The organism is Acidovorax sp. GW821-FHT11A03, assembly GCF_058809075.1.
Map to the genome: position 1 here is coordinate 69,558 of NZ_JBXASG010000013.1, position 21,208 is coordinate 90,765.

The 21,208-nt window shown below is 68.5% G+C and carries 18 protein-coding genes and 2 riboswitches; of the genes, 2 read left to right on the top strand and 16 right to left on the bottom strand.

From position 1 onward, the window contains the following. Positions 1-169: 169 nt before the first annotated feature. The 4 genes from AC1RVY_RS26045 to AC1RVY_RS26060 form a co-directional block, all read right to left on the bottom strand. Entirely contained in the window at positions 170-1,153 is a 984-nt protein-coding gene (locus tag AC1RVY_RS26045; protein WP_218295243.1) for a tripartite tricarboxylate transporter substrate binding protein, read from the bottom strand. Between the two features lie 173 nt (positions 1,154-1,326). Continuing rightward, positions 1,327-2,511, bottom strand: a complete 1,185-nt coding sequence (gene bktB, locus AC1RVY_RS26050) for a beta-ketothiolase BktB (protein WP_218338730.1) — start codon at positions 2,509-2,511, stop codon at positions 1,327-1,329. Positions 2,512-2,604: 93 nt separating this feature from the next. Then, on the bottom strand, positions 2,605-3,366 hold the full coding sequence (locus tag AC1RVY_RS26055; protein ID WP_492809028.1) for an SDR family NAD(P)-dependent oxidoreductase: 762 nt from the start codon (positions 3,364-3,366) through the stop codon (positions 2,605-2,607). A 28-nt stretch (positions 3,367-3,394) separates the two neighbouring features. After that, the gene (locus AC1RVY_RS26060; RefSeq protein WP_218295240.1) at positions 3,395-3,910 is read right to left on the bottom strand and encodes a MarR family winged helix-turn-helix transcriptional regulator; all 516 of its coding nucleotides are present in this window, start codon (positions 3,908-3,910) and stop codon (positions 3,395-3,397) included. Positions 3,911-3,987: 77 nt separating this feature from the next. On the opposite strand from AC1RVY_RS26060, the gene AC1RVY_RS26065 reads away from it, so the two are divergent. Beyond that, on the top strand, positions 3,988-4,881 hold the full coding sequence (locus AC1RVY_RS26065; RefSeq protein WP_492255265.1) for an EamA family transporter: 894 nt from the start codon (positions 3,988-3,990) through the stop codon (positions 4,879-4,881). Positions 4,882-4,905: 24 nt separating this feature from the next. Here AC1RVY_RS26065 and AC1RVY_RS26070 read toward each other — a convergent pair whose 3' ends face one another. Then, on the bottom strand, positions 4,906-5,619 hold the full coding sequence (locus AC1RVY_RS26070) for an RluA family pseudouridine synthase (protein WP_492255266.1): 714 nt from the start codon (positions 5,617-5,619) through the stop codon (positions 4,906-4,908). Next, complete coding sequence (locus tag AC1RVY_RS26075) at positions 5,606-7,822, bottom strand: hybrid sensor histidine kinase/response regulator (RefSeq protein ID WP_492809031.1); 2,217 nt, start codon at positions 7,820-7,822, stop codon at positions 5,606-5,608. The genes AC1RVY_RS26070 and AC1RVY_RS26075 overlap by 14 nt, the downstream gene beginning before the upstream one ends. A gap of 357 nt (positions 7,823-8,179) precedes the next feature. Between AC1RVY_RS26075 and AC1RVY_RS26080 the strand changes: the two genes are divergently transcribed. Further along, positions 8,180-8,842, top strand: a complete 663-nt coding sequence (locus AC1RVY_RS26080) for an NAD(P)H-dependent oxidoreductase (protein WP_492809033.1) — start codon at positions 8,180-8,182, stop codon at positions 8,840-8,842. Between the two features lie 108 nt (positions 8,843-8,950). Here the strand turns inward: AC1RVY_RS26080 and AC1RVY_RS26085 are convergent, their stop codons facing one another. The 10 genes from AC1RVY_RS26085 to AC1RVY_RS26130 form a co-directional block, all read right to left on the bottom strand. Next, positions 8,951-10,321 (bottom strand): MFS transporter, encoded by a 1,371-nt coding sequence (locus tag AC1RVY_RS26085; RefSeq protein ID WP_255590821.1) that lies wholly within the window; start codon positions 10,319-10,321, stop codon positions 8,951-8,953. Next, positions 10,311-11,600: an acyltransferase family protein gene (locus tag AC1RVY_RS26090; RefSeq protein WP_492809036.1), complete on the bottom strand. Its 1,290-nt coding sequence runs from the start codon at positions 11,598-11,600 to the stop codon at positions 10,311-10,313. Before AC1RVY_RS26090 ends, AC1RVY_RS26085 begins: the two co-directional genes overlap by 11 nt. 49 nt (positions 11,601-11,649) lie before the next feature. Next, positions 11,650-12,711: a MerR family transcriptional regulator gene (locus tag AC1RVY_RS26095; RefSeq protein ID WP_492809038.1), complete on the bottom strand. Its 1,062-nt coding sequence runs from the start codon at positions 12,709-12,711 to the stop codon at positions 11,650-11,652. Between the two features lie 8 nt (positions 12,712-12,719). Next, on the bottom strand, positions 12,720-13,124 hold the full coding sequence (locus tag AC1RVY_RS26100) for an FKBP-type peptidyl-prolyl cis-trans isomerase (RefSeq protein WP_218338724.1): 405 nt from the start codon (positions 13,122-13,124) through the stop codon (positions 12,720-12,722). Positions 13,125-13,298: 174 nt separating this feature from the next. Further along, on the bottom strand, positions 13,299-16,208 hold the full coding sequence (gcvP, locus tag AC1RVY_RS26105; RefSeq protein ID WP_492809040.1) for an aminomethyl-transferring glycine dehydrogenase: 2,910 nt from the start codon (positions 16,206-16,208) through the stop codon (positions 13,299-13,301). 70 nt (positions 16,209-16,278) lie between these two features. Then, the gene (gene gcvH / locus AC1RVY_RS26110) at positions 16,279-16,653 is read right to left on the bottom strand and encodes a glycine cleavage system protein GcvH (protein ID WP_218295223.1); all 375 of its coding nucleotides are present in this window, start codon (positions 16,651-16,653) and stop codon (positions 16,279-16,281) included. A gap of 84 nt (positions 16,654-16,737) precedes the next feature. Continuing rightward, on the bottom strand, positions 16,738-17,871 hold the full coding sequence (gene gcvT, locus AC1RVY_RS26115) for a glycine cleavage system aminomethyltransferase GcvT (protein WP_492809042.1): 1,134 nt from the start codon (positions 17,869-17,871) through the stop codon (positions 16,738-16,740). 46 nt (positions 17,872-17,917) lie between these two features. After that, a riboswitch (glycine riboswitch) is annotated at positions 17,918-18,039 on the bottom strand. 13 nt (positions 18,040-18,052) lie between these two features. Further along, positions 18,053-18,150, bottom strand: a riboswitch (glycine riboswitch). Positions 18,151-18,180: 30 nt separating this feature from the next. Further along, positions 18,181-19,476, bottom strand: a complete 1,296-nt coding sequence (locus AC1RVY_RS26120; protein ID WP_218295221.1) for a TRAP transporter large permease — start codon at positions 19,474-19,476, stop codon at positions 18,181-18,183. Beyond that, the gene (locus tag AC1RVY_RS26125) at positions 19,473-19,985 is read right to left on the bottom strand and encodes a TRAP transporter small permease (RefSeq protein WP_218295220.1); all 513 of its coding nucleotides are present in this window, start codon (positions 19,983-19,985) and stop codon (positions 19,473-19,475) included. The genes AC1RVY_RS26120 and AC1RVY_RS26125 overlap by 4 nt, the downstream gene beginning before the upstream one ends. A 205-nt stretch (positions 19,986-20,190) precedes the next feature. Further along, positions 20,191-21,165, bottom strand: coding sequence for a TRAP transporter substrate-binding protein (locus tag AC1RVY_RS26130; protein ID WP_218295219.1), 975 nt, complete (start codon positions 21,163-21,165; stop codon positions 20,191-20,193). Positions 21,166-21,208 lie beyond the last annotated feature (43 nt).

Consider the following 21,208-nt stretch of genomic DNA (forward strand, 5'->3'; position numbering starts at 1 on the left):
AAGGAGCCGTTCTTCATTTCAGTTCTCGATGGCGCCGCGCACCAGCGCATCCCACATTCCACAGCTCGTGGAACAGGCACGCCCTTCGCCAGTGCACCCGTGGATCTGGCTTTGCCAGGCCACCGGCTGCGTCCCCCTTCAGGGGGAAGGCGCGAAGCGCCTCAGGGGGTCACTCAATCTTCGCGCCCGAGGCTTCGACGATGCCCTTCCACTTGGCGTAGTCGGTCTTGAGCAGGGTGCCGAACTGCGCGGCGGACATGGCTTCCGGCTCCGCGCCCTGGGCATGGATGGCGGCCTTCATGTCGGCCGTGGCCAGGAGCTTGTTGATCTCGGCGTTGATGGCACTCACCACGGCGGCCGGCGTGCCGGCGGGGGCGAACACGCCGTACCAGGTGCTCACGTCGAAGTCCTTGAAGCCCGACTCGGCCACGGTGGGCACCTCGGGCAGGGACGAGCTGCGCTTGGCCGAGGTCACGGCCAGGGGGCGCAGCTTGCCGGACTTGATCTGGCCCATGGCCGAGGGCAGGGACGAGACCAGCAGGTCCACATTGCCCGCCAGCGCATCCATCAGCGCGGGATTGGATCCCTTGTAGGGAATGTGGCTCAGCTTCACGCCCGCGGCCTTCTCGAACAGGTCGCCCGCCAGGTGGATGGACGTGCCGTTGCCGGGCGAGCCATAGGTGATGGTCCCGGGCGCGGCCTTGGCGGCGGCCACCACGTCGGCCAGGGTCTTGTACTTGGAGTTGACGCTGGTGGCGATGACCACGGGCGTGTAGGCGACGTGGGCCACGGCGGTCAGGTCCTTGGTGGGGTCCCAGGGCAGGTTCTTGTAGAGCCAGGGGCCGATCACGAGGTTGTCCTTCTGGCCCATCACGAGGTCATAGCCCGTGGGGGCCGCCTTGACGGCCTCGCCGATGCCGATGGTGCCGCCGGCGCCCGCCTTGTTGTCGGCCACCACGGTCCACTTGGCGCTCTCGGTGAGCTTGGTGGCCACCAGGCGCGAGAGGATGTCGGTGCCGCCGCCGGGCGGGAAGGGCACGATCAGGCGGATGGGCTTGGTGGGGTAGGCCGCAGCCGGTGCGGGGGCCTGGGCGTGCGCGGTGGTGCCCACGGCGAAGGCGAGGGCGGTGAAGGAAAGCAGGGTGCGAATCATGGTGAGAGATGTCTCCGTCGGTTCAATATGGACAGGCGGCCGCGCAGGCGCGCTCCGCTCTGCTGGTCTTGGTGCCAGCACCCACGGATGATCGCCGATCCTGCGCGGGGCTGGCCTTGCCGATACAGGGTGGCAACATCGCCACTGGCGATGGCAAGGCCGGGCGGCACGGGTCAGATGCGCTCGAAGATCGCGGCGATGCCCTGGCCGCCGCCGATGCACATGGTCACCAGCGCGTAGCGGCCCTGCACGCGCTGCAATTCGTGCAGCGCCTTCACGGTGATCAGCGCGCCGGTCGCGCCGATGGGGTGGCCCAGCGAGATGCCCGATCCGTTCGGGTTGACCTTGGCCGGGTCCAGGCCCAGGTCCTTGGTGACGGCGCAGGCCTGCGCGGCAAAGGCCTCGTTGGCTTCGATCACGTCGAGGTCGTTCACCGTGAGGCCTGCCTTTTTCAGCGCCAGTTGCGTGGCGGGCACGGGGCCGATCCCCATGTACTTGGGGTCCACGCCCGCGTGGGCATAGGCCACCAGGCGTGCCAGCGGCTTGGCGCCACGGGCCTTGGCGGCGCCGGCTTCCATCAGCACCACGGCGGCGGCGGCGTCGTTGATGCCCGAGGCGTTGCCGGCCGTCACCGTGCCGTTCTCCTTCTGGAACACGGGCTTGAGCCTGGCCAGGTCCTCCATCGTGGCGCCGGGGCGGAAGTGCTCGTCGGTGGCGTACAACACGTCGCCCTTCTTGCTTTTCAGGGTGACGGGCACGATCTGGTCCTTGAACAGGCCGTTTTGCGTGGCGCGCTCGGCCCTGTTGTGGCTTTCCACGGCCAACTTGTCCTGGTCTTCGCGGCTGATGCCCCACTTGGCGGCGATGTTTTCGGCCGTCACGCCCATGTGGATGTTGTGGAAGGGGTCGTGCAGCGCGCCGATCATCATGTCCACCATCTTGGTGTCGCCCATGCGGGCGCCCCAGCGCATGTTCAGGCTGGCAAAGGGCACGCGGCTCATGTTCTCGGCACCGGCGCCAATGGCCACGTCGGTGTCGCCCAGCAAAATGGACTGGCTGGCGTTGACGATGGCCTGCAGGCCCGAGCCGCACAGGCGGTTCACGTTGTAGGCGGGCGTGCCCTCGCCGCAGCCGCCGTGGATGGCGGCCACGCGCGAGAGGTACATGTCCTTGGGCTCGGTGTTGACCACGTGGCCGAACACCACGTGGCCCACGTCCTTGCCTTCCACGTTGGCACGCGCGAGCGATTCGCGCACCACGAGCGCGCCCAGCTCGGTGGGGGGCACGTCCTTGAGGCTGCCGCCAAAGGTGCCGATGGCGGTGCGCACTGCGGAAACGACGACGACTTCACGGGTCATGGGGAGGTCCTTTCAGATGAGTTTCAGATCAAATTGGCCGCTGGCGCTTGTCCATAAAGCGCTGGCAGCTATAAAAACAGGAGTTTTGGGGCTCTAGGCGTCCCGGACATCGGCCACCGGGTTGGTGCCGAAGTCTGCGCGTTCCAGCCAAGCGAGCACGCGGGTGGCGGCGTCGGCAGGCGATGTGAGCTGGCCACCCGTCTTGAGGTTGGCGAAATTTTGCTGGTCCGGGAACGCCTCGGGGGCGGCGCCGCGCAGCTGCACCTGCATGTCGGTGTCGATCACGCCGGGGGCCAGCGAGCATACCTTGGCGCCCTGGGGCTTGATGGCTTCGTCCAGCGCCACGCAGCGCGTGAAATGGTCCATGCCCGCCTTGGCGGCGCAGTACGCGGCCTGCGAGGCCATGGCCCGGCGGCCCAGGCCCGAGGAGATGTTGAGCACCTTGCGCGGCACCGTCCAGGCATCCGTCGCGCCCAGGAAGGCGGCGGTGAGCTGCATGGGCGCCTCCAGGCCCACGCGCAGGGCATGGGCCAGGTCGGCGGCATCGCTGCCCGAGAGGGGGGCGATGCGCGGGATCACGCCCGCGTTGTTGATGAGCGTGGCGCTCGCGAACACCTGCGGGCCCTGCGCCGCGAGCCAGCTTTGCAGCCTGTGCGCCGCCTGCTCGCCCTGCGAGAGGTCTTGCTGCCATTGTTCGAGGGTGACGCCCGCTGCCTTGGCTTCGGTGGCCAGGTCCGCATTGGCGCTGCGCGCGATGCAGATGAGGGTGTTGCCGCTGCGCAGGAGTTGCTGGGCCATGGCCAGCCCCATGCCGCGCGATGCGCCGGTGAGGAGGTAGAGGTGGGTATGAGGCATCCCCCCATCGTACTGCGGGACGCCCGGCTCAGCTGTCTCCGGCAGGCTCCAGCGCCGCGAGCAGCAGCGACAGCCGCGCGTCCAGCGCCGCAAGGTCGGCGGCCTTGAGCGGCGCCAGGATGCGGTGCTCGTTGGCGACGTGGGCCTCGACAGCGCGGTCGATCAGCGCCAGCCCCTCGGCGGTGAGCTGCACCAGCGAGCTGCGCGCATCGTCGGGGTTGGGCAGGCGCGTGATCCAGCCCTGGGCCTCGAGCTTGCCCATGCGGTGCGTCATGGTGCCCGAGGTGACCATGAGGGTGGAGAACAGCGTGGTCGGCGCCAGGCAGTAGGGCGCGCCGCTGCGGCGCAGCGTGGCCAGCACGTCGAACTCCCAGAAGCTCAGTCCGAACCCGGCAAAGGTCTCGTCGAGCCTGCGCTGCAGCAGCGCGGCGCAGCGCTTGATGCGCCCGATGGGGCCCATGGGGCTCACATCCAGGTCGGGGCGCTCGCGGCTCCACTGGGCCAGGATGGCGTCTACGGCGTCGGGCTGGCGTGGGGTGGCCATGGGCTTTGTGATCGATTTATCTTGATTTCAAGATTGTATGGTAGAGTATTTTTATCTTGATTTGAAGATAAATTGCCATGCAAAGCACCCGCACCTCTCCCTGGCTGGATGCGCTCGCCACGGCCGTGGGCCCGGTCATCTGGGGCTCCACCTACATCGTCACCACCGAGCTGCTGCCGCCCGACCGGCCTTTCACCGCCGCGCTGCTGCGCACCTTGCCCGCGGGCCTGCTGCTAGTGCTGTGGTGCCGCCGCTGGCCGGCGTGGGGCGACTGGGTGGGCTGGCGGCGGCTGATGGTGCTGGCGGCGCTCAACATCGGCGTTTTCCAGGCGCTGCTGTTCGTGGCCGCCTACCGGCTGCCGGGCGGCGTGGCCGCCGTGGTGGGCGCGGTGGGCCCGCTGGTGGTGATGGGCCTGGCCTGGGCACTGGATCACCGCCGCCCGCCCGCCCTGGCCCTGGGCGCAGGCGCGGCCGGCGTGCTCGGCATGGCCGCACTGCTGCTGTCGCCCGGTGCGCGGTGGGACATGGTGGGCGTCGGCGCGGCATTGGTCGGCACCGTGTGCATGGCGGCAGGCACCTTCTGGTCGCGGCGCTGGCGGTCCGACCTGCCGGTGCTGGCGTTCACGGGGTGGCAACTGCTGGCCGGCGGCATCATGCTCGCGCCCGTGGCCTGGCTGGTGGACCCGCCGCTGCCCGCGCTCACCGCCTCCCAGGTGGGCGGGTATCTTTACCTGAGCATCGCGGGCGCGTTGCTGGCCTATGCGCTGTGGTTTCGCGGCATAGCGCGACTGCCGTCGGTGGCGGTGTCGTCGCTCGGGCTGCTCAGCCCCGTCACGGCCGTGCTGCTGGGCTGGGTGCTGCTGGGCCAGGCCATGACGGGCGTGTCGCTGGCCGGCATGCTGGTGGTGCTGGCCAGCATCCTGGCGGTGCAATGGGCGATGTCGCGGCCCGTGGCGCCGGCGCGGCTGTAGCGGCGGGCGGCTCCGGCCGCGGGGTCAAAAATCCGCCGCCCATTCGAGGGCAAGGTGCGCTCCGGTCGCCGGGTGTGCAAAGGCCAGGTGGCTGGCATGCAGCAGCAGGCGCGGCGCGAGGCCCTGGGTGGCCGCGTCGGCATACAGTGCGTCTCCCAGGATGGCGTGGCCCACGGCCGCCAGGTGCACACGCAGCTGGTGGGTGCGGCCGGTGACGGGCGCAAGCTCGACCCGCGTCGTGCGGGCGGCCAGGTCGCAGCTCAGCGCGCGCCAGCGGGTCAGGCTGGGCTTGCCCTGCGTGGCGTCGATCACCCGCAGCGGGCGCCGGGCCCAGTCGGCGGCGATGGGCAGGTCGATCTCCTGCCATGCCGCGGGGTCGGCAGTGCCTTGGTCCATGCATCCCCGCACCACCGCCTGGTACCGCTTGTGCACCGTGCGCTCGGCAAAGGCACGGCTCAGGCGGCGCTGGGCCTCCAGGTGGCGCGCCATCAGCACGAGGCCCGAGGTGGCCTGGTCCAGCCGGTGAACGATCAGCGCCCCTGGCCAGTGCTGCTGGGCGCGGGTGCTCAAGGCATCCTGCTTGTCCGGGCCGCGCCCGGGCACGCACAGCAGGCCCGACGGCTTGCAGAGCACGAGCAGGTCCGCGTCCTCGTACAGCGCCCGTGGGGCGGGGCAGGCGGCGGCTCCAGGCGCGCACGCCTGGGCCGCGGGCGCGGAGGGGCCTTCACCGGGCGGCATCGTCGCCGCCCACCAGGCGCTGCACGGTGGCGCAAAGCTCTTCCACGTCGTTGGGCTTGTGGATCAGCGCCTGCGCTCCCTCGGCCAGCGCGGCCTGTTCGATCTCGGCCGTGACGTAGCCCGAGGCCAGGGCCACCGGCAGGTCGGGCCGGATGAGGCGGGCCTCCCGCACCAGGTCCACGCCGCAAAAGCCCGGCATGTTGTAGTCGGTCACGAGCAGGTCGTAGCAATCGGGCGCCGCGTTCAGCGCTGCCTTGGCCTCGTGCGGGTCGGTGAAGCCGCTGACTTCGTAGCCGCGGCGGCGCAGCAGGCGCTGCACCAGGAACACCAGGGCCTCGTCATCGTCCACGTACATCACATGGGGCTTTCTCGGGGGCGGCTCGCACCCTGGGGGCTCTGGTGTGTCCGGCGCGGCGGCGGGGGCGGGGGCCGTCGCTGCCGGCATCGGCACCGGGGGCTCGGCGGCGGCGCTTGCGGCGGCCACCGGGAAATACAGCGTGAACCGGCTGCCCTGGCCCGGCGCGCTGTGCACGTCCACGCCGCCCTCATGGGTGCGCATCACGCCATGCACCACCGCCAGGCCCAGGCCGGTGCCCTGGCCCACCGGCTTGGTGGTGAAGAACGGCTCGAAGATGCGTTCCAGCGTCGCCGCATCCATGCCCGGGCCGCTGTCGCGCACCGACAGGGCCACGTAGTCCACGGGGGCCAGGCCCAGCCGTTCGCTCAGGCGCTGGTCGGGCTGCACGGTGGCCGCCTCCACATGGATGCTGCCGCGCTCCGTGCCAATGGCGTGGACCGCGTTCGTGCACAGGTTGAGCAGCGCCTGCTCCACCTGCGTGGCATCCGCCAGAACAGGCGGCAGGCCCGCCTGCAGCTGCATGTGCAGCTCGATGGCGGGTGGAAGGGTCACGCGCAGCAGGCGCTCGGTGTCGTGCACGACCTCGGCCAGCGACACAGCCGAGCGCTGTGGCGGTTCGTTGCGGCTGAAGGTGAGGATCTGGCGCACCAGGTCGCGCGCGCGGCGGCCGGCCTTGTCGATTTCCCCCAGGCTCACCAGCACGGGAGAGCCCGGCGCGCAGTCGGCCTGGGCCAGCGCCACGTTGCCCAGAATGGCCCCCAGGATGTTGTTGAAATCGTGCGCGATGCCGCCGGCCATGGTGCCCACGGCCTGCATCTTCTGCGACTCGCGCAGCTGCGCCTCGAGTTCGTTGCGGTGCGCCTCGGCCTTCTTGCGGCCCGTGAGGTCGCGGGCGAAGACGGTGGTGGTTTCGCCTTCGGCGTGGCGCTCGAACGAGACGCTCACTTCCACGGCCAGCTCCTTGCCGCTGGCGGTGAGGGCGGTCATCTCGCCCAGCATGGCCTGCGTGGTGAGCTGCGCAAACGCCAGGGCCTGGGCGGCATCGGGCAGGAAGCGGTCGAGGGTGCTGCCCAGCGCATCGCTCGCGCTGCACTGGAACAGCGCGGCCGCTGTGGGGTTGAAGACCGTGATGCGCCGGTGCTGGTCCACGCAGATGATGGCGTCCAGCGCCGAGTTGATGACGGCTTCGAGCCGCCTTTCGCTCGCGTGCAGCTGCTCGTTGCGCTGCTGCAATGTGGCCGCGCTGTGCTGCAGCGCCTGGCGTTCCGCGAGCAGCGGGCCCTGGTCGATCACCGCGCACAGGAACTGCGGCAGCGGCGGGCCGTTGCTTTGTGGTGCCTCGATGTGCGCGATGTGCAGGTCGCCGGTGATGCGCGTGTCCGCATTGATGGAAAACACGACCTCCTTGGCCTCGCTGCGGCCCAGGTCCCGCGCCAGCGCGAAGGCCTCGCGCACGCGCCTGGCGTCCTGCGCGCGCACGAAGGGCATCAGCGCCGAGAGAGGGCGGTCGCGCTCGGTGGGCTGGAATGATCGGTGCGCCATGGAGTTCGCCTGCACCACCAGATCGTGCTCGTCCACCACCATGAGGGCCAGCGGCACGCTGGCGAACAGCGTCTCGAAGCGCTCGTAGGCACTTTCGGCCACCGTCTGGCTGTAGCGCAGGACCTTGTTCTGGCTCTCGAGTTCGGCCTGGTAGGCCCGCAGCTCCGCCACCAGGCTGTCGGCCGGCGAGCCCTCCCGCGCGGCAGGCGGCGCCGTCCGCACGACGGGTGGGCCCGCGGTGTCCGCCGCATGGGCTGGCATCCGGCGGGCAGGATCCAGAAAGGACAGGTCGGGTTCGCTCATGAAGGGGGCGTGGCGTCAACGTGAAGGAGAGGCAGGCGCGGGCGTGGTGGGGCGCCCAGCCGGGGCCGCCCGGGGCGCATGCGCGCAAGTGTACGCCCGTGAGGCCTGGCCCCTGGGGGGCCCACGGCGTAACCCCTGGACGCACAAGGGAGCCGCCGCAGGGCACCCCCCGCGAAGCGGCGCACGCGAGCGGGCACGGACCGGTAACCCGCATTTCAAGGGCCGATTGTTGGCCAAATGGGAACAATGCTTTTCCCGGGGATGGCTTACCGAACCGGGGGTGTTTGCCTACAGTTCATTACACCGGGCCCTTGTCACCCATGCCCTGCAAATACCCTTTCACCACAGGATTCGACCATGACCACCCTTGATACCACTGCGGCCGCCCAGCCCCTGCTGAACAAACTGCAATGGCGCTATGCCGCCAAGAAGATGAACCCCGCCAAGGCGGTGCCGCAGGACAAGGTCGAGCGCATTCTCGAAGCCGCGCGCCTCGCCCCCACCTCCAGCGGACTGCAGCCCTTCGAGATCATCGTGGTGACCGACCCCGCCGTGCGCGCGCGCATCCAGCCCATCGCATGGAACCAGGCGCAGATCACCGACGGCTCCCACCTGCTGGTGTTCGCGGCATGGGACAACTACACGGCCGAGCGCATCAACATGATGTTCGACCTGACCAATGACCAGCGCGGCTTCAAGAACGAGGGCTGGGAAAACTACCGCCAGATGCTGCTCTCCAGCTACCCCCAGCGCGATGCGGAGGTGAACTTCCAGCACGCGGCGCGCCAGGCCTACATCGGCATGAGCGCGGCCCTGATTGCCGCCGCGTTCGAGGAGGTGGACTCCACGCCGATGGAGGGGTTCGACCCCAGCGCGCTCGATGAGATCCTGGGCCTGCGTGCACGCGGCCTGCGCAGCGTCTCGATTCTCCCGCTGGGCTATCGTGCCGAGGAGGGCGACTGGCTGGTGAGCCTGAAGAAGGTGCGCCGCCCCCGCGAGCAGTTCGTGACCGAGGTCTGAGCCCGGCGGGGTTTCCCGCGTGCGCCTGCGCTAGGCAGGTTGTCCCAGGCCTCGTGCACCGACCCTCCCGGCCGCCCCCTTCCTTGGGTGCGGCCGGGTTCTGGCATTTCAGCGCACCGCCGCAGGTGCATCGCTCACCCGGCGCATGGGCGTCAGCACGAAGGCCAGCGCCGCCAGCACGACCAGCGTGCCGCCGCTGGCCGCGAACAGCTGGGCCAGCGTGATGCTCTTCATCACCCAGCCCGTGACGGCGGCGGAGATGGGTGCCAGGCCCATGAAGATGAACATGAACAGGCTCATCGCGCGGCCCAGCAGCGCGGGAGGCACGCGCTGCTGGATCCAGGTGAACACGCTCACCTGCATGAAGCCGCCCAGCAGGCCGATGGCGAGCATCAGCACAGAGCCCTGCCACACGGCCGTGATCAGGCCCATGGGCATGAACAGGGCGCCGATGACCGCATCGAACGCGAGGATGGTCATGCCCAGGCTGCCGATGCGCAGCCGGGGCACCATGCCGGACACCACCATGCCCAGCAATGTTCCCGCGCCATGGGCGCCCACCATGATGCCGAAGGCCGCCGCGCCCAGCTGCGGCGTGCTGCTGGCCAGCACCGGGATGGCGATGTGGATGGGGCCCATGATGAACAGGGCAATGGCGCTCCAGTAGAGAAAGCAGGTGCGCAGCTCGCCGTCGCGCCAGAAATGAACCAGTCCTTGCGCCACCGATGACAGCACGGCCTGCGGGGCCGCCGCGGGCTGCGGCGTGCCGCCGTGGGTGCGCACCTTGGAGAGCGTCCAGGCCGACAGCGCAAAGCTCAGTGCGTCCAGCGCGAAGGCCAGGCCAATGCCGGTGGCGTTGGCGCGGGTGCCGCCATGGCCGCCGGCGCCGGCCGTGGCGGCGTCGCCAAACAGCGCGATGAGCAGGCCCGCGAGCAGCGGGCCCAGGAACATGGTGAGCTGGCGCAGGCCCAGGTTCACGCCATTGGCGGCCTGCAGCTGGTGGCGGGCCACCACGTGCGGCATCATCGCGACCCCCGCCGGGATGCTGAACGCCGTGGCCAGGCCAATGCCCAGCGACAGCGCGTACACCATCCACAGCGTCAGGCTGCCGGCCAGCACCAGGGCGGCCAGCACGGCCAGCAGCACCAGATTGATGTACTTGGTGATCATCAGCACCTGCTTGGGCGAGTGGCGGTCCACCAGCGCGCCGCCGATCAGGATGAACAGCGCGCGCGGCACGCTGATGAGCGCCAGCACGGTGCCCAGCACCAGCGTGTCGCCGGTCATCTGCAGCACCAGCCAGGGCAGGGCGATGAGCGTGAACTGGTCGCCCAGCATCGAGAGGAATGCGCCGCCGGTCAGCCAGCGGAAGTTGCGGTCCTTGAGCAGCACGGCGCGCGGGTCCCCGTTTGCCGGGGCGGGCTGGGCATGCTCGGTGCGCGGCGGCGGATTGTCGCGGGTGGGGGTGTCAGTGGGCATGGGCAGGTTCTCCAGGGTAGGGGCGGGAATGGCGGTGGCCGTTGAGCAACTGGCCCACCGCGGTAAAGCGGACACACAAGTGATAGCTGGCCAGGCACAGGGCCGTGGTCGCCAGCACGTTGAGAAAGATCTTGGCCGTCGCGGGGATCGGCACGCCGTACAGCAGCGCGCCAAAGCCCACCGTCAGCGGCAGGTGCACCAGGTACACCCAGTACGCGCTGTCTGCCAGGTAGGCCAGCCAGGCCCTGGGCCGCGCCATATGCCGCAGAAACAGGCCGATGAGCGCAAAGCTCCACAGCCAGGACGCGGCGTTGTAGGCCAGCGCCATCCAGAACTGGAGGTGCCGGGTGGCCGACACGGGCGCGGCCAGCACGTCGGTGAAGCCACCGGTCAGCAGCACCAGCGCAAAGGCCGATGCTTCGGGCTGGGCCAATATCTCCGACAGAAACCCGGTCACCACGAAGCACGCAAGACCCGCGGCGGCGAACACCGGCCACAGCCGTTCGTAGCGCGCCATCAGCCGTCGCCGCTGGGCGTACAGGCACAGGCCGAATGCATAGAACAGGCCGTTGTGCACCCATTCCGCAAGCGGCGGCAGAAAGGACCCGCTGGGTGTGACGATGCCGTGGTCGTAGTGCGCGCCGATCCAGGCCAGCGGCAGCGTGAGCACCACCCCACCCACCGGCGATGCGCACAGCCATGCCGCGATGGCCTGCAGGGCGCGCTGCGCGGACTGTGGCAGCGCCCGGGCCATGGCCCACACCGGTGGGGTGAGCAAGGTCAGCCACAGCAGCATCCACAGGAACCACAGGTGCATGGTGGGCGGGCCTTGCGGCACGTTGGGGCCCCGGGGCAGCAGGCTGCGGTCCATACCCCAGGTGCCGTGCGCCATGCGGTGCAGGAACATCAGCCCGAGCAGGGTGGTGGCGATGAACAGCGGCGGCCAGAACACCGCGAACGGCAGGCCCAGGCGGCGCACGCGGTGGCGGGCCATGCCGGCCAGCCCACGCTGCTGCACCAGCAGTGCCACGAAGAACCCCGCCAGGATGAAGAACAGCGGCATGCGAAACGCGTGGATCACCGCCACCAGCAGGTCGGCCACGGGCGTGGACAGGTCGTCGTGCCAGGGCAGGGGCGAGGGGGCTGCCATGTACGCGATGGATGCGTGCAGCACGATGCCCAGCCACATCATGGTGGCGCGCAGGTGGTCCAGCGCGTGCAGGCGCCCTGCGGCGGCAGGGGATGCGGGGAGAACGGGAGAGGAAGGGTCGGCAGTCATGGGTCGGTCTGTCAGAAGACCGACTGTCAAGCCTCACGTTGCGTGAGGGTCAAGCGATTTTTACTGTTTTTTTACGGATGGGTGGCGCGGCTGGCCCCGCAGCGGCGGCATGCACGTGGGCGAGGGCAGCGTGCAGGTACGCACGCACGGGCGCGCTCAGTGGCGAGCCCGCCTGCAGCAAGGGCTCCTGCATCGACGCGGTGAGCAGCTTCTGGCGCAGCGCCGCGTCGTTGCGTGTCAGCTGGCCGAACAGCGCATCCCAGCGCCGTGCCGCCGCCGCAGCGTCGGCGTGCTGCGGGGCCACTCCGCGCGCCAGCAGTTGCTGCACCGAGCACTCCAGCGCCGCCCACTGGGTGTGGGGCACATGGCCCAGCGCGCGCAGGTCGTCGCGGGTCAGGTACTTGTCGAGCAGGTTCATGCGCAGCTTGATGGCGACTTCGACGTACTCGATCATTTCGCCCGGCGGCGCATGGTTGCGGCCGTGGGTGGTGGGCTCGGTGCGGAACATGTGGCCCCAGCGCTCCAGCAGGTCCATGTCGCCGCCCATCCAGTGCAGCATCAGCGCCATCCAGCGGTACGCCAGCGCCTGCACCTCCGGGGCGTCGGGCGGCAGCTGGCGGTCCATGGCGCTCTGCACCAGGTCCTTCACGACCAGCCAGTCGGCTTCGATCAGGCTCCAGTTGGTGAAGATCTGCTTGAGCTCGGCCGAGCTGAAGTACTTGCCATAGGTCGTCATGAGCGCCAGCGCTTCGAGCCAGTTGCCCATGTCGGGCTCGGCCCCTGCCATCAGGCCATCGCGCAGCATGGTCAGGCGGCCGCGCAGTTCGGTGGCTTGCGATATCTGTTGGTCGAGCGCGCGGATCTGCTGGCCGATGATGCGCTCGGGCGCCATGGTGTCGCCCACCAGCAGGTCGCCGATGTCGCTGAGCGGCAGGCCCATCTGCCGCATGGTCTGGATGCCATGCAGCCGCTGCACGTCGGCCTGGCTGTACAGCCGGTAGCCGGCGTCCGACCGGCCCGAGGGCTTGAGGAGCCCGATTTCGTCGTAGTGGTGCAGCGTGCGCACCGTGAGGCCGGTGCGCCGCGCGAGGTCACCCACCTTCAGCAGCATGGGTCTTCTTACTTGCGCACCGAGATCAGCTCGATCTCGAAGTTGAGCGTGCTGTTGGGCGGAATCACCCCGCCAGCGCCGCGCTCGCCATAGGCAATCGCTGCCGGGCAGGTCAGCTTGGCCTTGCCGCCGGGTTTCATGCGCTGCACGCCTTCGGTCCAGCAGGGGATCACGCGGTTGAGCGGGAACTCGGTGGGCTCGCCGCGCTTGTAGGAGCTGTCGAATTCCTTGCCGTCCAGGAACGTGCCCTTGTAGTGCACCTTCACCGTGTCGGTGGCCTTGGGCGATTCGCCCGTGCCTTCCTTGAGGGACTCATAGACCAGGCCGCTGGCCGTGGTGACGGGCTTGGCCTGCGCCATGGCGGCGGGGGCGATCACAAAGCCGGCAAGCAGTGCGCAAAAAAGGTTTCGCAAAGGGGTCTCCTTGGAGGTGGGGGTATCGGACAGCCCGCGATCTTAGTCGCGTTCCGGCGGCTGCCCGTGGGCCGCCGGTGGGGGCCGGGCAATAAAAAAGCCTTCGTGCGGGCAGGCCGCACGAAGGCTTGTGGTGGGCGGGGAGGAACGGCGCCGGGCGCCTGCCCGCTGGGATCAGGCGTAGTCGGACACCGGGATGCAGCTGCACGCCAGGTTGCGGTCGCCCCACACGTTGTCCACGCGCCCCACGGGCGACCAGTACTTGCTGCTGCGCAGGGCGGCCACGGGATAGGCGGCGGTCTCGCGGGCGTAGGGGCGGGTCCACTGCGCGCCCAGCAGGCTTTGCGCCGTGTGCGGCGCGTTCTTGAGCGGGTTGTCGTCCTGCGGCAGCGCGCCATTTTCGATTTGCCGGATTTCCTCGCGGATGGCGATCATCGCGTCGATGAAGCGGTCGATCTCGAACAGCGTTTCGCTTTCGGTGGGCTCCACCATCAGCGTGTTGGGCACGGGGAAGGACAGCGTGGGCGCATGGAAGCCGTAGTCGATCAGGCGCTTGGCCACGTCCTCGGCCATCACGCCGCTGGTGTCCTTGAGGCCGCGCAGGTCCAGGATGCACTCGTGCGCCACATGGCCGTTGGCCGAGGCGTAGAGCGTGGGGTAGTGGTCCTTCAGGCGCGCGCTGATGTAGTTGGCGCTGAGGATGGCTGTCTCGGTCGCGGCCTGCAGGCCCTCGGCACCCATCATGCGGCAGTACATCCAGCTGATGGGCAGCACCGCGGCGTTGCCCAGCGGGGCGGCGCTGACGGGGCCGACCTTGCCGGCGCTCGGCTCCAGGGGCTGGTCGCCACGGCCGGGCTGGCCGGGCAGGTAGGGCACGAGGTCTTCCACTACGCACACGGGGCCCACGCCGGGGCCGCCGCCGCCATGGGGAATGCAGAAGGTCTTGTGCAGGTTCAGGTGGCTCACGTCGCCGCCGAACTCGCCGGGGGCGGCCACGCCCACCAGGGCGTTCATGTTGGCGCCGTCCACGTAGACGCGCCCGCCGTGGCTGTGCACCAGGGCACACAGCTCCTTCACCTGGGTCTCGAACACGCCGTGCGTGCTGGGGTAGGTGATCATCACGCAGGCCAAGTGCGCGCTGTGCAGCTCGCACTTGGCCTTCAGGTCCGCCAGGTCCACGTTGCCATTGGCGTCGCAGGCCGTCACCACCACCTGCATGCCCACCATCTGGGCACTGGCGGGGTTGGTGCCGTGCGCGCTGCTGGGGATCAGGCAGATGTTGCGGTGGCCCTCGCCCTGGGCCTCGTGGTAGGCCTTGATGGCCAGCAGGCCGGCATATTCGCCCTGCGAGCCGGCGTTGGGCTGCAGGCTGATGCCCGCGTAGCCGGTCGCTTCGCACAGCCAGGCACGCAGCTGTTCATCCAGTTCGCGGTAGCCCTGGAGCTGGTCGGCGGGGGCAAACGGGTGCACGCCGGCGAATTCGGGCCAGGTGATGGGGATCATCTCGCTCGTGGCGTTGAGCTTCATGGTGCAGCTGCCCAGCGGGATCATGCTGCGGTCGAGCGCGAGGTCCTTGTCGGACAGCTGGCGGATGTAGCGCAGCATGCCGGTTTCGGAGTGGTGGGTGTTGAACACCGGGTGCGTGAGGTAGCTGCTGGCGCGGCGCAGCCCGGCGGGAATCAGCGGCTCCACGCCGTGCTCGAACGCCTCGAAGGTGGGCAGGGCCTGGCCGTCCTGGGCGAAGATCTTCCACAGCAGTTCGACATCGGCGCGCGTGGTTGTCTCGTCGAGCGAGATGCAGAGGTAGTTCTCGAAGTAAATTCGCAGGTTGGCGCCCATCTGCACTGCGCGAGCAGCTATTGATTTGGTAGCGCCGTCGGTTTTGAGCGTGAGCGTGTCGAAGCAGCCCTGGGGGCGCACGGGGGCGCCTAGCTGCGTGAGTCCCCTGGCCAGGATGGCCGTGTAGCTGGCCACGCGCTGCGCGATGCGTTTCAGGCCGTCCGGGCCGTGGTACACGGCGTACATGCTGGCGATCACGGCAGGCAGCACCTGCGCAGTGCAGATATTGGACGTGGCCTTTTCGCGGCGGATGTGCTGCTCGCGCGTCTGCAGCGCCAGGCGGTAGGCGGGCTGGCCGTGCACGTCCACGCTCACGCCCACCAGGCGGCCGGGCAGGCTGCGCTTGAACTCGTCGCGGCAGGCCATGTAGGCGGCGTGCGGGCCGCCCGCGCCCATGGGCATGCCAAAGCGCTGGGTGGTGCCGACCACGATGTCGGCGCCGTATTCCCCCGGGGGCGTGATGAGCGTCAGGGCCAGCAGGTCGGCGGCCACGATGAAGGCGGCTTGCTTGGCATGCGCCTTGTCCACATCGGCGCGCAGGTCGTCGATGCGGCCGCTGGTGGCGGGGTACTGGGCCAGCACGGCGAAGTAGTCGCCGGCCAGCAGGTCGTTCCATTCCTCGGCGGAGTTGGCCAGGCGCACTTCCAGGCCCAGGGGCCTGGCGCGGGTCTGGATGACTTCGATGGTCTGCGGGTGCGCGTCGCCGGCCACCACGAACACATTGCTCTTGCTCTTGACCGAGCGCCTGGCCAGGGTCATGGCCTCGGCGGCGGCCGTGGCTTCATCCAGCATGGACGCGTTGGCGATCGGCATGCCGGTCAGGTCGCACACCATGGTCTGGAAGTTGACCAGCGCCTCCATGCGGCCCTGCGAGATCTCGGCCTGGTAGGGCGTGTAGGCGGTGTACCAGGCGGGGTTTTCGAGAATGTTGCGCAGGATGACGCCCGGCGTGTGCGTGTCGTAGTAGCCCTGGCCGATGAAGCTCCGCAGAACCTTGTTCTTGGACGCCATTGCCTTGAGTTCGGCCAGCGCAGCGGCTTCCGTGGCGGGCCGGGGCAGCGACATCGCGCGGCTGCGCGCGATGGAGCGCGGCACGATGCTCTCGATGAGCGCGCTGCGCGAGGCTTCGCCGATCACGGACAGCATGTGGGCTTCGTCGGCTGCGTCGATGCCGATATGGCGGGGCAGGAACTCGGTGGTGTTCTCGAGTGCGGCGAGGGTGGGCAGGGGGGCTTGGGAGGTCATCGGCGGCGGCACAGTGCAAGGAAACACATTGGCCCGGCGGGGAGGTGCCGGGCCGCGGGGCATCGGAGGGTCAGGCGTTCTTGGCGAACTCGGCGTAGGCGGGTTCGTCCATGAGCGCATCGAACTGCAGCATGTCCGTCACATGGACCTTGAAGAACCAGCCGGCACCCATGGGATCGCTGTTGGCCAGCGAGGGGTCGGCGCGCAGTGCTTCGTTCACTTCGACGACTTCGCCGGTGACAGGCATGTACACGTCGGCCGCGGCCTTCACGGACTCGACCACGCCGGCCACGTCACCCTGGGTGAAGGTCGTGCCGACCTCGGGGAGGTCCACGAAGACCACGTCGCCCAGGGCGTCCTGGGCATGCAGCGTGATGCCCACGGTGGCGGCTTCGTGGTCGGAGATGTCGATCCACTCGTGGTCCTTGGAATACTTGATGGTCATGGGGGAAGCTCCAAAAAAAGGGGTAAACAGAAAAAGTGCCGATGCCAGCCGCCACTTTAGCCGGGCTGGGGCGGTTGCAGAGGGTCAGCCGCGGTGGTAGCGCGCAGGCGTGAACGGCATGGACACCACCTCCATGGGCACGGCCTTGCCGCGCACGATGGCGTTGACGCGCGTGCCGACGGCGGCAAAGGTTGGCGCCACGTAGCCCATGGCCACCGGCTTGTCCACGGTGGGACCCAGCAGGCCGCTGGTCACTTCGCCGATCTTCTGCCCGTCGGGGCCTTGCAGTTCGGTGTGCTCGCGCACGGGCACGCGTTCCAGCGCGACCAGGCCCACGCGCTTGCGTTGCAGGCTGGCGGGGTTGTCGATCTGCGACAGCACCTTGTCGGCACCGGGGAAGCCGCCCGCGCGCGCGCCGCCGGTGCGGCGCACCTTCTGGATGGCCCAGTTCAGCGCCGCCTCGGGCGGGGTGGTCGTGGTGTCGATGTCGTTGCCGTACAGGCACAGGCCGGCTTCCAGGCGCAGCGAGTTGCGGGCGCCCAGCCCGATGGGCTTGACCTCGGGCTCGGCCAGCAGCGCGCGCGCCAGGGTTTCGGCCTGGGACGCGGGCACCGAGATCTCGAAGCCGTCCTCCCCGGTGTAGCCGCTGCGGGTCACGAAGCAGTCGCAGCCCGCAATGGAAAAGTCGCCACCCGTCATGAATACCAGCTTTTCGACGCCGGGTGCCAGGCGCGCCAGGGCGGTGACTGCCTGCGGGCCTTGCAGCGCAAGCAGGGCGTGGTCGGGCATGGGGATGACGTCGCAGCGCTGGCCGATGCGTGCCTGGATGTGCGCGATGTCGCCTACCTTGCAGGCGCCGTTGACGATGACGAACAGGGTGTCATTGCCCTGGTTGAAGAACATCAGGTCGTCGATGACCGTGCCTTCGTCGGTGAGCAGCAGGCCGTAGCGCTGCTTGCCCACGGGCAGGTCGATCACGTCGACGGGCATCAGGGTTTCGAACGCGGCAGCGGCGCCGGGGCCGACAAGCTTGAGCTGGCCCATGTGCGAGACGTCGAACAAACCCGCCGCGTTGCGCGTGTGCAGGTGCTCGGCCATCAGGCCGGCAGGGTACTGCACGGGCATGGAGTAACCCGCAAACGGCACCATGCGGGCGCCCAGCTCGGTGTGCAGGGCGTTGAGAGGGGTGGTCAGCAGCGGGGCGGTAGGGGTGGTCAAGGCGGACTCCGGGGCAAATGGTGGCCGCGGCCCCATGGGTCGCGGGATTTGCCCTGCTGTCCGCTTTACCTGAGAGATTCACCGCAGCGCCCTGGCTGGCCGCGCGGCTTGCTCCTTCGGTGGATGGGTGCCGTGCTGCACGGTCCATCTCTCTCCAGCAAGGGAACGCCCGCATCACTGCGGGCGGTTGCCAGTCCTTTTGCCTGAGCGTTCGGCTGCTGCCTGCGCCTTCGGCGGCCCCTTTCGTTGAAGGAAGGGGCTCTCTCCTGACGGTCGCCAGTATATCCGCTGGCTGAAGCCGCGCAGACGCTATTTGATGAACCCGAGCACCTTCGGCAGCCAGGTCGACAGCTGCGGGATGAAGGTCAGCACCACCAGCACCACGCCATGCGCCCAAAGGAAGGGCACCAGCTCGCGCACCAGTTGCGACATCGGTACGCGCGAGACGTTGCAGGTGACGAACAGCAGCCCGCCCACGGGCGGCGTGATCATCCCCAGCGTGAGGTTGTAGATCACCACCATCGCGAAGTGGATGGGGTCGATTCCCAGCTTCACGGCCACGGGCGCGAGGATGGGCGCCAGCACCATCACGCCCGGCAGCGGCTCGATGAAGATGCCGAACAGCAGCAGGAAGATGTTCACGATGATGAGGAACATCCACGGCGAGAGGTTCATGCCCACCAGCCAGTCGGCCATCTGCTGCGGAATGCCCTCGATGGTCAGGATCCACGCGAACGCGGCCGACAGCCCGATGATGATCAGCACCGAGGCCGACAGCAGGGCCGAGCGTGCCAGGATGTCGGGCAGCGCCTTCCACTGCAGCGTGCGGTAGACGAACTTGCCGCACACCAGCGCATAGAACACCGCCACCACCGAGGCCTCGGTGGGCGTGAACCAGCCGGCGCGCATGCCGCCCAGGATCACCACCGGCAGCAAAATGGCGGGCAGCGCCTTCCAGGTGGTCTGCAGGATCTCGGCCAGCGGCGGCATCCGGCCGTCGCCCTTGTAGTTGCGCTTCTTGGAGACGTGGAAGTTCACGACGCACATGGCCACCGCGATCAGCAGGCCCGGCAGCAGGCCGGCCACGAACAGCGCACCCACCGACACCGTTTCATCCTGCAGCGCATAGATGATCATGATGATGGACGGCGGGATGATGGGCCCGACGATGGCCGTCGAGGCCGTGAGAGCCGCCGCGTACGAACGGTCGTAGCCGGCCTTGTCCATCATGCGGATCAGCATCGACCCCGGCCCCGCCGCATCGGCCAGCGCCGAGCCCGAGATGCCTGAGAAGAAGGTCAGCGAGACCACGTTGGTGTAGCCCAGCCCGCCGCGCTTGTGGCCCACGAACTGCCCGGCAAACCTCAGCAGCACCTCGGTCAGCGAGCCGCCGCTCATGAGTTCGGCCGCGAGGATGAAGAAGGGCACGGCCATCAGTGGAAAGCTGTCGATGCCGGTGAAGGTTTCCTTGAGCAGCACCATCAGCGGGTAGCTCTCGGCCAGGATCAGCGTGGCCGCGGTGGCCAGGCCCAGCGCAAACGCCACGGGCACGCCCATGGCCAGGAACAGGCAGGCCGAAACGATGAGGATGATGGACGCGCTCATAGGGAGGCACTCGCATTCGCATCGAAGTGTTCATCGGCCGCAAAGTTGCGGTCGAGCACGTAGCCGCGCACGATGAACAAAAAGTGCACGATCAGCAGCACGCCGCCGATCAGCATGGCGCTGTAGATGTAGGCGAACGGGATCTGCGTCACGGCCGTCATCTGGAACATGGTGCGCTGCATGTACAGCCAGCCGTACCAGACCATGAAGCCGAAGAAGGCGAACAGCAAGGCCGCGACCACGGCACGCAGGGCGATGGCGCCCGCGCGGGGCAGGGCATCCTGCAGGTTCTCCACCGCGATGTGGCCGCCATAGCGCAGCACGGGGCCGGCGCCCAGGAAGGTCAGCCAGATCATCATGTGGCGCGACACCTCCTCGGCCCATTCGAGCGAGTTGTGGGTGACGTAGCGCATCACCACGTTGGTGAAGATGATGATGGACATGGCCGCCAGCAGCAGGATCAATGCCCAGCGGTTGGCGGCCAGAAAATAGCGTTCGAAGGTTTTCACGGGACGGTCTTGGACAAGGGCGTGCAGGGTCAAAGCAAAAGCGCCCGGCGCCTTGTGTGGGCCGGGCGATGCGGGGCGCGGGTCAAGAGCGGCTCACACAGCCCAGCGAAGCGGTCCTGGCTAGGCGTTGCGTCGCAGACAGTACAACCAGTACGGCAAGACGCAACAACGACGCCAGGAGGGCTGTGTGAGTCGCTCAAAAGAGTTAACGAACGTCCTGGATCTTCTTGATGTTGTCGGCGCCGAACTCCTTGGCGTAGCCCACATAGGCGGGCTTGAGGGCTTCGCGGAAGGCCGCGCCGTCCACCGTCTTGGTGACCTTCATGCCTTGCTGCTCCAGCAGGGCGATGCCGTTGTTCTCGTCGTCGTTGACCTTCTTGCGCTGGGCCACCGAGGCGCTCTTGGCGGCATCGGTAAAGACCTTCTTGTCCGCGTCATTGAGCTTGTTCCAGACCTTGGGCGAGAGCAGCAGCAGCGCCGGCGAGTACACGTGGCCGGTGAGCGACAGGTGCTTTTGCACCTGCGAGAACTTGGCCGACAGGATCACGGGGATGGGGTTCTCCTGGCCGTCCACCGTGCCCTGCTGCATGGCGCCGAACAGCTCGGGGAAGGCCATGGGCGTGGGCAGGATGCCGAAGGTGCGGTAGCCGTCCATGTGCACCTTGTTCTCCATGGTGCGCATCTTCAGGCCCTTGGCGTCCTCGGGCTTGACGATGTCGCGCTTGCTGTTGGTCATGTGGCGGAAACCGTTCTCCGTCCAGGCCAGCGCGATGATGCCCTTGCTCGGGAACTTGGTCAGGATGTCCTGGCCGATGGGGCCGTCCATCACCTTGCGCGCATGGTCGTAGTCGCGGAACAGGAAGGGGATGTCCACGATCTTCACTTCGGGCACGAAATTGCCCACGGGGCCGGTGGAGGTGTTCACCAGGTCCTGCGTGCCGAGCTGGATGGCCTCGATCTGCTCGCGCTCGCCGCCCAGCGCGGAGTTGGGGAAGTACTGGCACTTGTAGCGCCCCTGCGTGCCTTTCTCGACTTCGTCGCAGAAGACCTTGGAGCCCACGCCGTAGTGCGAATCGGGCGCCGTGGCGTAGCCGATCTTGAGCGTGGTGGTCTGCGCGCTGGCGGTGGCCATCAAGCCGAGCGCAAGGCCCAGGCCCGCAGCGAGGGAAGTCAATTGCATGGTGTCTCCTGTGAGTATGTTTCTTGCCGCGCCCCCTTGCACG